The 12,309-nt window shown below is 67.7% G+C and carries 10 protein-coding genes and 1 pseudogene; 5 read left to right on the top strand and 6 right to left on the bottom strand.

Going from position 1 to position 12,309, the window contains the following annotated elements; genetic code table 11:
- Nucleotides 1-378, bottom strand: a pseudogene (locus HB681_RS10055) (septum site-determining protein MinC); the annotation flags it as partial.
- Nucleotides 379-609: 231 nt separating this feature from the next.
- On the opposite strand from HB681_RS10055, the gene HB681_RS10050 reads away from it, so the two are divergent.
- Together HB681_RS10050 and HB681_RS10045 are read left to right on the top strand one after the other, a co-directional pair.
- The gene (locus HB681_RS10050; RefSeq protein ID WP_256734884.1) at nt 610-1,425 is read left to right on the top strand and encodes an alpha/beta hydrolase; all 816 of its coding nucleotides are present in this window, start codon (nt 610-612) and stop codon (nt 1,423-1,425) included.
- Between the two features lie 59 nt (nt 1,426-1,484).
- Nucleotides 1,485-3,230, top strand: a complete 1,746-nt coding sequence (locus tag HB681_RS10045; protein WP_213954644.1) for a wax ester/triacylglycerol synthase family O-acyltransferase — start codon at nt 1,485-1,487, stop codon at nt 3,228-3,230.
- 63 nt (nt 3,231-3,293) lie between these two features.
- On the opposite strand, the gene HB681_RS10040 is transcribed toward HB681_RS10045, so the two are convergent.
- From HB681_RS10040 to HB681_RS10025, 4 genes are all read right to left on the bottom strand, one after another.
- Nucleotides 3,294-4,556 (bottom strand): CoA transferase, encoded by a 1,263-nt coding sequence (locus tag HB681_RS10040; protein WP_213954643.1) that lies wholly within the window; start codon nt 4,554-4,556, stop codon nt 3,294-3,296.
- 10 nt (nt 4,557-4,566) lie between these two features.
- Nucleotides 4,567-6,048 (bottom strand): MmgE/PrpD family protein, encoded by a 1,482-nt coding sequence (locus HB681_RS10035; RefSeq protein WP_213954642.1) that lies wholly within the window; start codon nt 6,046-6,048, stop codon nt 4,567-4,569.
- 133 nt (nt 6,049-6,181) lie between these two features.
- Nucleotides 6,182-7,165, bottom strand: coding sequence for a tripartite tricarboxylate transporter substrate binding protein (locus HB681_RS10030; protein WP_213954641.1), 984 nt, complete (start codon nt 7,163-7,165; stop codon nt 6,182-6,184).
- Nucleotides 7,166-7,249: 84 nt separating this feature from the next.
- Nucleotides 7,250-8,035 (bottom strand): GntR family transcriptional regulator, encoded by a 786-nt coding sequence (locus HB681_RS10025; RefSeq protein WP_213954640.1) that lies wholly within the window; start codon nt 8,033-8,035, stop codon nt 7,250-7,252.
- A gap of 134 nt (nt 8,036-8,169) precedes the next feature.
- Between HB681_RS10025 and HB681_RS10020 the strand changes: the two genes are divergently transcribed.
- From HB681_RS10020 to HB681_RS10010, 3 genes are read left to right on the top strand one after another with little or no spacing between them, the layout of a single operon-like run.
- Entirely contained in the window at nt 8,170-8,988 is an 819-nt protein-coding gene (locus HB681_RS10020) for a CoA ester lyase (protein ID WP_256734883.1), read from the top strand.
- Nucleotides 8,989-9,036: 48 nt separating this feature from the next.
- A complete protein-coding gene (locus HB681_RS10015) occupies nt 9,037-9,555 on the top strand; it encodes a MaoC family dehydratase (protein ID WP_213954638.1) in 519 nt (172 codons plus the stop codon).
- Nucleotides 9,556-9,608: 53 nt separating this feature from the next.
- Nucleotides 9,609-10,757: an acyl-CoA dehydrogenase family protein gene (locus HB681_RS10010; RefSeq protein ID WP_213954676.1), complete on the top strand. Its 1,149-nt coding sequence runs from the start codon at nt 9,609-9,611 to the stop codon at nt 10,755-10,757.
- Between the two features lie 155 nt (nt 10,758-10,912).
- On the opposite strand, the gene HB681_RS10005 is transcribed toward HB681_RS10010, so the two are convergent.
- Nucleotides 10,913-12,214, bottom strand: coding sequence for a solute carrier family 23 protein (locus HB681_RS10005; RefSeq protein WP_213954637.1), 1,302 nt, complete (start codon nt 12,212-12,214; stop codon nt 10,913-10,915).
- Nucleotides 12,215-12,309 lie beyond the last annotated feature (95 nt).

Genomic DNA, 12,309 nt, shown 5'->3' with positions numbered 1-12,309 from the left:
GTGGGGGGCGCGGGGGCGAGGGCGGCGGGGCGGGCGCCGCGCACGGAGTGGCGCCCGAGCCGAGCGCCCCGGGCGGCGCGGCCTGTTCTGCGCGTCCCCCCCGCCGCGCACCGCGATGGGCTGCGTCTGGTGGCGCGCCAGCAAGGTGCGCAAGGCGGCGAAATCGAGCGTCGCCGCGACGTCCTCGCCCGGCAATTGCGAGAGGTCGATGACCACCGGCTCCTGCTCGAAGAAATCGGGAGAGTCCGCAAGCTGTGCGTCGATGGCCTCGGTGAGCACGGCCAGGTCGGCCGTCTTGAGGATCACCGCAATCAGCGGAAGCGTCGCGCTCTTGAATTCGAAAACCGCTCGGGTACGCGCGGCGGATGCATCTGCCATGGAAAACGTCTTTGCGGAAAGCGTTGGAGTCTAACGGGCGCAGCGGGATGCCCCGGCGTGGAGGACCGCCTGCGCCAACATTCTTTGCATGAGGTTGCACTTGCGGCGCTCCCGGTGCCCGCCCAACGCGTGCGGAAAAACCCTAGTCGCGGCCGCGACGCGGAAGTGCTCCACTTTTGTGGCCGTGCTCTCAGAATGCCCTTCATGGTCAATATCCAACAGGGAGTGCCTTTGAACCTCAACCTCAACGATGTCCTGCCTTTCAGCAGCATCTTCGGCAAGACCCCCGACGAGAGGAGGCCTTCCAGGCTGCTGATGTTGCTCGAGGGACGGGCTCTTCTCGAGTTGTCGGCCTTGCCGCTGGCGATGCCCTGGCTCATGTCGCGCGTGCCGAAGGGCGACGGGCACACGGTACTGGTTCTGCCGGGCCTGATGGCCGACGACAACTCCACCATTCCGCTGCGCCGCTTTCTCAACTCGCGTGGCTACCAGACCTCCGGCTGGGGCCAGGGCCCCAACCTGGGGCCGCGCAAGGGCGTGCTGACCCGGTTGCGCAAGACGCTCGCCGACCTGCATGCGCAGTCCGGCCGCAAGGTCAGCGTCATCGGATGGAGCCTCGGCGGGGTGTATGCCCGTGAAATGGCCCGCGAGTCGCCCGACAGGGTGCGCCAGGCCATGGCGCTCGGCAGCCCGCTCTATGGCGACCCGGACAGCAGCAGCAATGCGTCGCAGCTCTACAAGTTCGTCAGCGGACGCAACGACGTCGACCCCGGCGAGCGCGGCGACGGTCCGCCGCCGGGCGTGCCGATGACGGCGATCTTCACCCGCTCCGACGGCATCGTCGCCTGGGGCTGCAGCATCGAGAAGAAGGGGCCCCTCAGCGACAATATCGAGATCGTCTGTGCTTCGCACTCCGGTCTCGGAGTGCATCCACTGGCGCTCTATGCCATCGGCGACCGGCTGGCGCAGCCGGAAGACGGATGGAAACACTTCAAGCCGACCGGCCCCGAACGCGCCTTGTATCCTGCCGTCAGCCCGTCCCGCTGAGCGCTGCGGGCGCCGGCGAGAAGAACTTTCACAGCTACGTACGAACAGCGAGACAACACATGAAACACCTGAGCGGACTCGACTCGACCTTCCTGCACCTTGAAACCCCCGAGATGCCGATGCACGTCGGCTCGCTGAACGTGCTCGACCTGCCCGAGGGCTACAAGGGCAACTTCTTCGAGGACGCCAAGGCCAACATGCTGGCACGCATCCACTTGGCGGATGTGTTCACCCGCAAGCTGGCGCTGATGCCTTTCGATCTGTCGAACCCGGTCTGGGTGGAGGAAGACGACCTCGACATCGACCATCACTTCCGCCACATCACGCTGCCCAGCCCCGGCACCAACCGGCAGTTGCAGCAGGTCGTGGCGCGGCTGCATTCGGCGTTGCTCGACCGCAGCCGCCCGCTGTGGGAGTTCTACATCATCGACGGCCTCAAGAGCGGCCAGGTCGGCCTCTACACCAAGGTGCACCATGCGGGCATCGACGGGCAGGCCGGCGTCGAGGTCGGCAAGGCGATCTTCGACACCGCGCCCACCGGCCGCGTGATCAAGCCGCCGCGCATCAAGCCGCGCGGCAACAAGTACCAGCTCGGCATGGCCGAACTCGCCAGCGCGGCGATGAAGAACACGGTGCAGCAATACGTCAAGCTGTACAAGATGGCGCCTGCGCTGGTCAAGGCCATCGCGGGCCTGGCCAAGCCGGTGGAGTCCGCCGAGGGCAAGGACGCCAAGGCGGCGCCGAAGAAGTTCAACCTGTTCGCGCCGCGCACGGTGCTGAACGTCTCCATCACCAACCAGCGCACCTTTGCCGGCCGCACCATCTCGCTGGCCGAGACCAAGGCGATCGGCAAGCACTTCGGCGTGTCGCTCAACGACGTGGTGATGGCCACCGTGGCCGGCGCCATGCGCCACTTCTTCAAGGACACCAACGAGCTGCCCGAGCAGTCGTTGGTGGCCGGCGTGCCGGTGAGCACGCGCGAAGCCGGCGACGACACCCAGAACAACCAGGCCAGCATGATCCTGGTGAGCCTGGCGACCGACATCAAGGACCCGATCGAGCGCATGCGCGCGATCAACACCTCGTCGACCTCGGCGAAGGGTGTGATGAACCGCTTCAAGTCGGTGATGATCGACGACTTCCCGATGTTCGCCGCGCCCTGGCTCATGTCGGGCATGGCCACGATGTACGGCCGCTCGGGCCTGGTCAACGTGGTGCCGCCGATGGCCAACGTCGCCATTTCGAACGTGGCCGGCGCGCCGTTCCCGATGTACTTCGCCGGCGCCTACGTCACCTGCTACTACCCGGTGTCGATCGCCAGCCACGGCATGGCGCTGAACATCACGGTGCAGAGCTACAACGGCCGCATGGACTACGGCCTGATCGCATGCCGCCGCGTGCTGCCCGACTTGACCGACCTGGGCGACTACATGCTGGCCGAGCACCGCATGCTGCTGGAGCTGACGAATACGCTGCCGGGCGATGCGAAGTCCGCGGGCTCCGCCGCCAAGGCTGCCGCCGCAAAGACGGCCCTGCCGCACGCTGCGCCCGAAGTGGCGAAGGCAAAGGCGGAAGTCGTCGAGGCGCCGGCGAGCGGCCGGGCGAAGGCGCCCGCTGCGCAAAAGTCCGCCGTAAGGAAGCCCGCTGCAAGGAAGCCCGCTGCAAAGGCGCCCGTTGCGAAGGCGCCCGCAGCCAGGAAGGCCCCCGCGAAGAAGGTCGCCGCGGCGGAACTCCCCGCACCCGCAAGGAAGACGCGCGCGCGCAAGACCGCGGCCAAGCCCGCTGAAGCCGCCGCCGCCGAATAAGGCATCCGCCATGAAGAACGGCGCCCCTCGAGGGCGCCGTTTTCATTGGAGCGAGCGCGTGGCTCAGGGCCCGGCCGCGTGACCGATGTCTTCGGCCAGTGCATGCGCCTCGCGCGACTCGGCGATCACGCCCAGATCGCGCAACTTGGCAATGGCCGCATCGTCGAAGCCCGCTTCGCGCAGCAGCGCGTCGTTGTCCTGACCCATGCAGGGCGCGGCGCGGTGCGGCAAGGTCACGCCCGGCACGCGGATGGGGTTGGCGATCATGCGTGCGGCGCGGCCGTCTTCGTAGTCGTAGTCGAGCACGCCGTCGCGTTCCTGCACGAAGGGGTTCTCCAGCGCCTGCGCCACGTCGAACACCGGCGACACCGGAACCTTGCCGGACAGCCGGTCGATCCAGTGGGCCGTCGGCGCCTGCATCAGCGCGTCGTCGAGCAGGCGCGTCACGCGGTCACGGTTGGCCAGTCGCACGGCGAAGGTGGCGAGTTGCGGGTCGGTCGCCCATTCGGGATGCCCGAGTTCGCGCGCCAGGATCGGCCAGAACTTCTCCTTGTTGCACATGATGAAGATCCAGCCGTCCTGCGTGCGGTAGAGCTGGCTCGGCACCAGGCTCGGATGGCCGCTGCGCGCCGTGCGACCGGTGACCACGCCGGCATTGAGGAACCAGGTGCCGGGGTAGTTGAGGTTGTGCAGGGCCACGTCGAACAGCGAGGTGTCCATGTCCAGTCCCACGCCGGTCCGCCGCGCGCGCGTCACGCCCGCCAGCAGCGCGAAGGCTGCGACCAGGCCGGTCATGAGGTCGACGATCGACAGGCCGTAGCGCGTGGGCGGACCTTCTGGCTCGCCGGTGAGCGTGAGGTGGCCCGCCTCGGCCTGCATGAGGTAGTCGTAGCCAGGCCAGGCGCGGCGCGAACCCTCGCGGCCGTAGGCGGACAGGTGGGTGCAGACGATCGCCGGATTCACGTCCTTGAGCGCTGCGTAGGTCAGGCCGAGCTTCACCGGCAGGTCGCCGCGCAGGTTGTCGAGCACCGCGTCCGCGCCGGCCGCGAGCTTGCGGAACGTGGCCATGCCCTCGGGATGCTTGAGGTCGAGCGTGATGCTGCGCTTGTTGCGGTTGAAGGTCTGGAAGAAGTGGCTGTCTTCCTCGCCAAAGAAATGCGGGCCGACATGGCGGCCGACGTCGCCGCCGTCCTTGTGGTTCTCGATCTTGATGATCTCGGCGCCGAGGTCGGCCATGTAGGAGGTGCCGAAAGGGCCGGCGCCGTACTGCTCGACGGCCAGGACGCGCAGGCCGGCGAGGGGAAGGGAGGAGGTGGGCTTGGACATGATGGGGTGTTCAGTGCATGACTGCCGCGGACGTGGTGGCAGGGGCCGGCATGGATGGGTCCGTCGCCAGCAGGGATTCGAGCGTGCGCACCGAGGGAAGCTTGTCGAGCGCGAGCACTTGCTCGCACACCGCTTCCGCATGGCTGCGCGGGAACCAGAGCGTGGCGTTGTCCATGAACTTCTCGCGCACCTCGTCGTTGGTCAGTGGCCGTTCGGCATGGCCGCGGTTGATGGGCTCGCGCTGGACCTGCGTGCTGCCATCCTCCATCTCGACGCGCACCTCGCCGGTGTAATGACGCGGGAAGGTCGACGCCGGGTCCGCGACGTAGTGGATGCGTTGCATGAGCGCCCGCACGGTGGCGTCGCCGAAGGCCGCGGGTTCGAGTTCCTTCAGGCCCAGCCGGCCGCGCAGCAGGCCGCTCGCAACCGCATAGGGCAGGCTGAACTTGGCCTCGTAGTCGCTGTTGGGGCGCTGCTTGGCGGCCAGCGGCTCGCACACGGACTGCACCACGCCGGCGGGCACCGCCACTTCGACACTGCGGATCCTGGCGACGTCGATGCCGTTGCGGTGCAGCGTGATGGCCGCGTCGGCGCTGGCATGGACGAAGTGGCACATCGGGAAGGGCTTGACCGCGATGTTGTCGAGTTCCCAGGTGCTGGCCCGGCCATCGGCGCCGATGCCGGCGGTGCCCAGGGCCATGTCGACCTGGGCTTGGCGTGTGGCGTCGAGGTAGCTGCGGAACAGCCCGTAGCGGCCCGTATACGGTGCGTCCGGCGCGGGGATGCCTTGCTGCGCAAAAGTGGCGGCGGTCAGGCCCGCGTTGGCGGCCCAGCCGGGGTGGATGCGCTTGGTCCAGCTGCCGTCCTCGATGAACTGCAGGCTGCCGCTGGCCAGCGACAGCGCAACGCCCTGCGCCGCCACCAGCGCGTCGGCATCCAGGCCGAGCAGCCGGCCGACCGCCAGCGCGCTGGCGAACGCGCCGACCACGCCCGTCGGATGAAAGCCCTGTCCGTGGAAGCCGCTCCTGGCGACGCTGGCAATGCGCGCGCCCGTCTCCAGTCCGGCGATGTAGGCGGCCAGCATGTCGGCGCCGCTGGCGTCGTTCGCGGCGGCCAGACTGAACAGCGAGGGCAGCACACTCACGCTGAGGTGCAGCACGCCGGCCATGTGGGTGTCGTCGTAGTCGAGGCCGTGCGTCAGCACGCCGTTGAGCAGCACGGCGTCACGCAGCGGCAGGCGGCGCGCGAAGCCGATCGCGCCGGCGGTGCATGCCGCCGGCACATTGGCGCCGGGCAGTGCATGCACGGCCTTCTCGAAGCGCAGGGCGAAATCCTCCTGGCGTGCCGCCAGCGCGCAGCCGATGGCGTCGAGCATGAGGTGGCGTGCGCGCAGGCTCACCTCGGCGGGCACTTCGCCGAGGCGCAGGCGGTGCGTGAAGCCGGCCAGCGTCGTGGCGATGCGGTCGGGGCGGGGGTCGGTCGTAGCAGTCATGTCGATCCAGGTGGGTTGTTCAACGGGTGGCGAGCGCAGTGAGGCCCGTTCGGGGGCACCGCGAGGCGGCTTGGCCGGGCCGCCGGGTGCGCGCCCTTCGAGGGGCAGCGCCGCAGCGCCTCGGAGGAAGCATCTACTCGGCCTTGGCGCCGGAGTCCTTGACGGCCTTGGTCCATTTGGCGATCTCCGACTTGACGAAGATGCCCAGCTCTTCCGGCGTCTTCACCAGCGGTTCGACGCCTTGCGCGACAAAGCTGTCGTGCACGTCCTTGCTCTTGAGGGCCTTGTTGATCTCGGCGTTGAGCTTCGCGACGATGGCCGGCGGCGTGTGCGCCGGCGCCATGATCGCGATCCATGGCACGCCGCTGAAGCCGGGGTAGCCCAGCTCGGCGATGGTCGGCAGTTCGGGCGCGGCGGCGATGCGCTCGGGGCTGCTGACCGCCAGCGCCCGCAGCTTGCCCTGCTTGACGAAGGGCAGCGTCGCAACGGAGGTCTCGAACATCATCTGCACGCGGCCGCCAATCAAGTCCGTGAGGGCCGGTGGGCCGCCCTTGTAGGGCACGTGGTTGATCTCGATGCCGGTGGTGCTGCGGAACATCTCGGTGACCAGGTGGTTGGTGACGCCCACGCCGCCGGAGGCGTAGTTGATCTTGCCGGGTTCCGACTTGGCCAGCGCGACGAGTCCCTTTACGTCCTTGACCGGCACGTCCATGTTGATCACCAGCACCTCCGGCACGATGGCGATGCCGCCGACCGGCACGAAGTCCTTGACCGGGTCGTAGGGCAGCTTGGCATAGAGGCCGGGGTTCACCGCCAGCGGGCCCGACGACGTGAGCAGCAGGGTATAGCCGTCGGGCGGCGCGGCCATCGCCGCCTGCGTCGCGATGATGCCGGCAGCGCCCGGCTTGTTGTCGACGAAGAAGGCCTGCCCCAGCGCCATCTGAAGCTTGTTGATGACGATCCTGCCCAGGGTGTCGGTCGCCTGCCCCGGCGGAAAACCGGTCAGCACCTTGACGGCCCTGTTGGGGTAGTCGCTCTGCGCCAACGCGGTGAGCGGGGCCAGCACGACGCCGACGAGCAGCGAAGCGAGGAGGAGTGGGCGGCGAAGCTTGGGCATGGATGATGTCTCCGGTATTTGTACGGACAAATATAGGAGTCTTTGGCCGCAGTGTCAACTGCCCGGCGCGCCCGGCCGGGACGCTCAGCGCCGCAGATTCATCCGGTAGGTGAAGCGATCGCTCGGATGCACGTTGTCGGCGTACTCGAGCAGGCGGTCCTGCTTGCCGTAGTAGCGCCGCACGATGCGCAGGGCCGGCGCGCCCGGCGGGGCGCCGAGATTGGCGGCATCGTCGGCGTCGAGCACGGCGCCACTGAGTTCCTGTTCGACGCGGTCGATCGCGAGGCCGTACTCGCGTTCGATCAGGGCGTACACGGCCGTCTTTCGCTCGCGCAGGAGGGCGCCGATGCCCTCGAGCTGCGGATTCAGGAAGAGCCGCGTGATGCAGAACGGCCGCGACTGCGCGGGCGGCGCATCGGTGCTTCCGGGGTCGCTGGCATAGCGGATGCCAAGCGCATAAGTCCACTCTTCCCCTGGAGAAACGCCGAACTCCTGCGCCTGTGCCTTGCCGAGCGTGACCTTGCCGATGTAGACGAAACGCATGTCGGTGTCGCGCGCGTACTGCAGCAGGTCGGGCAGCGCGCTGGCTTCCTGCGCGTAGCGGGCCGTGTCCGGCTTGGCGATCACGACGGTGCCGATGCGGGGGCGCCGCGTGACCAGGCCGGCGGACACCAGCACGCGGATCGACTCCCGCGCGGTGAATCGGCTGATGCCGAATTGCTCGCACAGTTCGGCTTCCGTCGGCAGGTGCGCGCCGAGTGGGTAGCTGTCGTCGGCGATGCCGCGAATGAACTCGCGCGCAATCTGCATGTAGCGCGGGGCGTCTTCGTCGACGGCGGGTGGGAGAGTGGTGGTGGGGGTGGTGCTCACGTGCCAATCATCCCATTGCCGACTGTTTTGTTGACAGCATGGCAAAACTTGGGTTATTGTACGGACAATTAAACGCCGACGAGACAAGCCTTTTGCCCACCTCCACCGCCTCTCCCGCCGCCCCGCCCCGTTCCATGCTCTTCGTTTCCGGCGAGAAGCCCGAGCGATTCGCGAAAGCCATGGCGGCCGGCGCCGACCTCGTCTGCATCGACCTGGAAGACGCAGTCGCTCCCGCCAGGAAGGAGGCGGCCCGCGCCGATGCGCTGCACTGGCTCGCACAGCGCTCCGCCGGCCCGGCACAGCCCGCCGTGGCGCTGCGCCTGAATGCGGTGCGCACGCTGGAAGGGCTGCGCGACGTGCTCGCGCTGGCGCAAACTGCCACGATGCCCGACTGGATCCTGCTGCCCAAGGTGGAAGCCGCCGCAGACGTCCAGTGCATCCACGCGTGGCTGGGCGCCAGGTGCCCGAGCCTCGTGGCGCTGCTGGAAACGCCCGGCAGCATCGACGGTGCCGCGGCCATCGCCGAGGCCGGGGGGCCGCTGGCCGCACTCATGCTCGGCGGCGCCGACCTGTCGGCCGAACTGGGCGCGCAGTTCGGCTGGGACGCGCTGCTCTATGCGCGCGCCCGCATCCTCCATGCGGCCCGCGCCGCGGATCTGCAGGCCTGGGACGTGCCCCACATCGACCTCCAGAAGCCCGAAAGCCTGGCCGACGAAACCCGGCGTGTGCTGGCGCTCGGCTTCGACTGCAAGACGGCGATACACCCCCAGCAGATACCGGTCATCCACGACGCGTTCATGCCGCCGGCGGAGCGCATCGAATGGGCCCTTGCGCTGCGCGACGCGCTCCCCGCGGAGGGTGCCTCGGGCGCCTTCATGTTCCGCGGCGGCATGGTCGATGCGCCGGTGGTCCGCAACGCCCTGCGCATCCTGGCCCGGGCCGGCCAGCGCTGAACCGCCTTCCCTCTTCACCCCCGAAATCAACAGCCAACAGGAGACACCATGGTCCAGGTCATCAAGAAAATCGGCGAGCAGCGCTACCGCGAAAGCTTCGGTCGCCACTACGAGGAATTCCACGTCGGCGACGTCTACGAGCATCGGCCCGGGCGCACCGTCACGGAGACGGAGAACACCTGGTTCACGCTGCTCACGATGAACACGCATCCGATGCATTTCGACGGCGAATACGCCAAGGCCAGCGAGTTCGGCCGCTGCATCGTGTGCAGCCCGTTCACCGTGGCGCTGATGGTTGGCATGAGCGTGACCGACGTGAGCCAGAAGGCCATCGCCAACCTCGGCTGGGGCGACATCAAGATGACCTTCCCGGTGTTTGCCGGCGACACGCTCTATGCCGCCTCCGAAGTGCTGGACAAGCGCGAGTCCGCCTCGCGCCCCGGCGCCGGCATCGTCACCGTGCGCACCATCGGCACCAACCAGGACGGCAAGGTGGTCTGCACCTTCACCCGCACCATGCTCATCGCGAAGCAGGGCCACAGCGTCGAAGACAAGGTCGGCTACTGAGCCGGCCAGGAGACAAACGAATGGATGCCGTCACCACACGCCCCGCGCCCGCCATGCACGACTCTTCCAGCCAGCAGGAATTCGTCGACGCCGTCGAAGCCTGGGCAGAGAAGGAACTGCGCCCGGTCGCACGCAAGTACGACCTGGCCGATGAGTACCCACACGACATCGTCGAGCAGATGAAGGAACTGGGCCTGTTCGGCGCCACCATCGGCGAGGCATACGGCGGGCTGGGCCTGTCGTCGTGGACCTATGCGCAGATCGTGATCAAGCTGTCGTCGATCTGGATGGCGCCGTCGGGCATCGTCAATTCGCACCTCATCATGGCGTCCGCGATCGAGCGCGCCGGCACCGAGGAACAGAAGGCGAAATACCTGCCGCTGATGGCGAGCGGCGAGTTCCGCGGCAGCATCGGGCTGACCGAGCCCAACGCCGGCTCCGACCTGCAGGCCATCCGCACCGTCGCCAGGCTGGAAGGCGACAACTACGTCGTCAACGGCAACAAGACCTGGATCACCAACAGCATGCACGGCCATGGCACGCTGCTGCTCGTGAAGACCGACCCGGCCGCGCAACCGCGCCACAAGGGCATGAGCCTGCTGATCGCCGAGAAGGGGCCGGGCTTCAACGTGGTCGGCAAGCTCAAGAAGATGGGGTACCGCTCCATCGACACGTGCGAACTGAACTTCGAGGACTACCGCGTGCCGAAGGCCAACCTGCTCGGTGGGGTCGAAGGCAAGGGCTTCTACCAGACAGCCGGCGGACTGGAATTGGGCCGCATCAACGTCGCCTCGCGCGGCGCCGGCATCGCCGAGGGCGCCCTGAAGCATTCATTGCGCTATGCCCAGGAGCGCAGCGCCTTCGGCAAGCCGATCTGCGAGCACCAGGCGATCCAGATGAAGCTGGCCGACATGGTCACGCAGGTGGAAGGGGCCAAGCGCCTGATCGAGCAGGCGGCGCGCAAGTTCGACGCTGGCGAGCGCTGCGACCTGGAGGCCGCGATGGCCAAGCTGGCCGGCTCGGAGGCGGGCGCCTTCTGCGCGCAGGAGGCGATGCGCATCTTCGGCGGCTACAGCTATTCGGTGGAATACGAGATCGAGCGCTTCTACCGCGATGCGATGCTGATGTGCATCGGCGAAGGCACCAACGAGATCCTGCGCACGGTGATTGCAAAGCAACTGGTCGACCGCTACAGGGTTTGACAGGGGCCCTGGGTACGGGTTCGGATACCGGACGCAGAGGTCGCGAAGGTTACGCAAAGGTCGCAAAAGAAGACAAGGAAAGTTCTTCCGGTATTTCTTTTGCGACTTCTCGAAACCTCTGCGACTTCTGCGTTCGGCTGTCCGTATTCAAAGACCTACGCGTTGCGCGACCGCCCCAGCAGCGCGTACAGGATGATCGCCCCGAAGGTCGCCGTGCCGATGCCGCCCAGCGCGAACTGGCCGAACTTCAGCGTGAAGTCGCCCGTGCCGATGATCAGCGTGATCGCCGCCACGATGAGGTTCCTGTTCTGCGAGAAGTCGACCTTGTTGTCGACCCAGATCTTGGCGCCGGCGATCGCGATCAGGCCGAACACCACGATGCTCACGCCGCCCATCACCGGCAGCGGAATCGCCTGGATCACCGCGCCGAACTTGGGGCTGAAGCCCAGCACCAGCGCGATCAGCGCGGCCACCACGAACACCGCCGTCGAGTAGATGCGGGTGGCCGCCATCACGCCGATGTTCTCGGCATAGGTGGTGACGCCGGTGCCGCCGACGCTGCCGCTCACCACGGTCGCGATGCCGTCGGCCATGAAGGCGCGGCCCATGTAGCGGTCGAGGTTGCGGCCGGTCATGGCGGTCACGGCCTTCAGGTGGCCCAGGTTCTCGGCCACCAGGATGATGGCCACGGGCGCGATCAGCAGCATCGCAGGGCCGGCGAAAACGGGCGCGGTCAGCGCCGGCGCGCCGAACCAGGCCGCATTGGCGATGCCGCTGAAGTCCATCGGCTTGCCCAGGCCCATGCCGTTGGTCAGCACCGCGTAGACGATGCTCGCGAGGATCAGCCCGATCAGGATCAGCAGCCGCTGCACCATGCCGCGGGTGAACACCGCGACCAGCCCGACGCACAGGAAGGTCACCGCCTGCATCCACGACTCGAAGTTGCTCGACGCCATGTTCTTGATCGGCACGCTGGCCAGGTTGAGCCCGATCACCGCCACCACTGCGCCGGTGACGACCGGCGGCATGAAGCGCTCGATCCAGCCCGCGCCGACCACCTGCACCAGCAGGCCGATCAGCACGTAGACCACGCCGCACGCGACGATGCCGCCAAGCGCCACCGCGATGTTGTTGTTGGGTCCGCTGCCGGAATAGCCGCTCGCGGCGATGACCACGCCGATGAAGGCGAAGCTGGAGCCGAGGTAGCTGGGCACGCGCCCGCCTGTGACGAGGAAGAAGATCAGCGTGCCGACGCCGCTCATCAGGATCGCGAGGTTGGGGTTGAAGCCCATGAGGATCGGCGCCAGCACCGTGGCGCCGAACATCGCGATGACGTGCTGCACGCCCATCGCCGCGGTCTGCGGCCAGGGCAGGCGTTCGTCGGGCGCCACCACGGTGCCCTGCACGGCTTGCACCTCGCGCCAGTGCGGCAGGAAGGAATCTTGAGACTGGCTCATTCGGTATCTCCTTGAATTATTCGTGAAACATCGCGGCGGCCCTGCCGCGGCGGGGGCGTCGAATTCACACCGCCAGCGGGGCCGAAGCGCGGCCC

Origin of the sequence: Variovorax sp. dw_954 (assembly GCF_018449755.1) — a bacterium.
Taxonomy (GTDB): Bacteria; Pseudomonadota; Gammaproteobacteria; order Burkholderiales; family Burkholderiaceae_C; genus Variovorax.
Note: the sequence above shows the minus strand (reverse complement) of the source record. Positions and strands in the feature narration are given on the sequence as shown.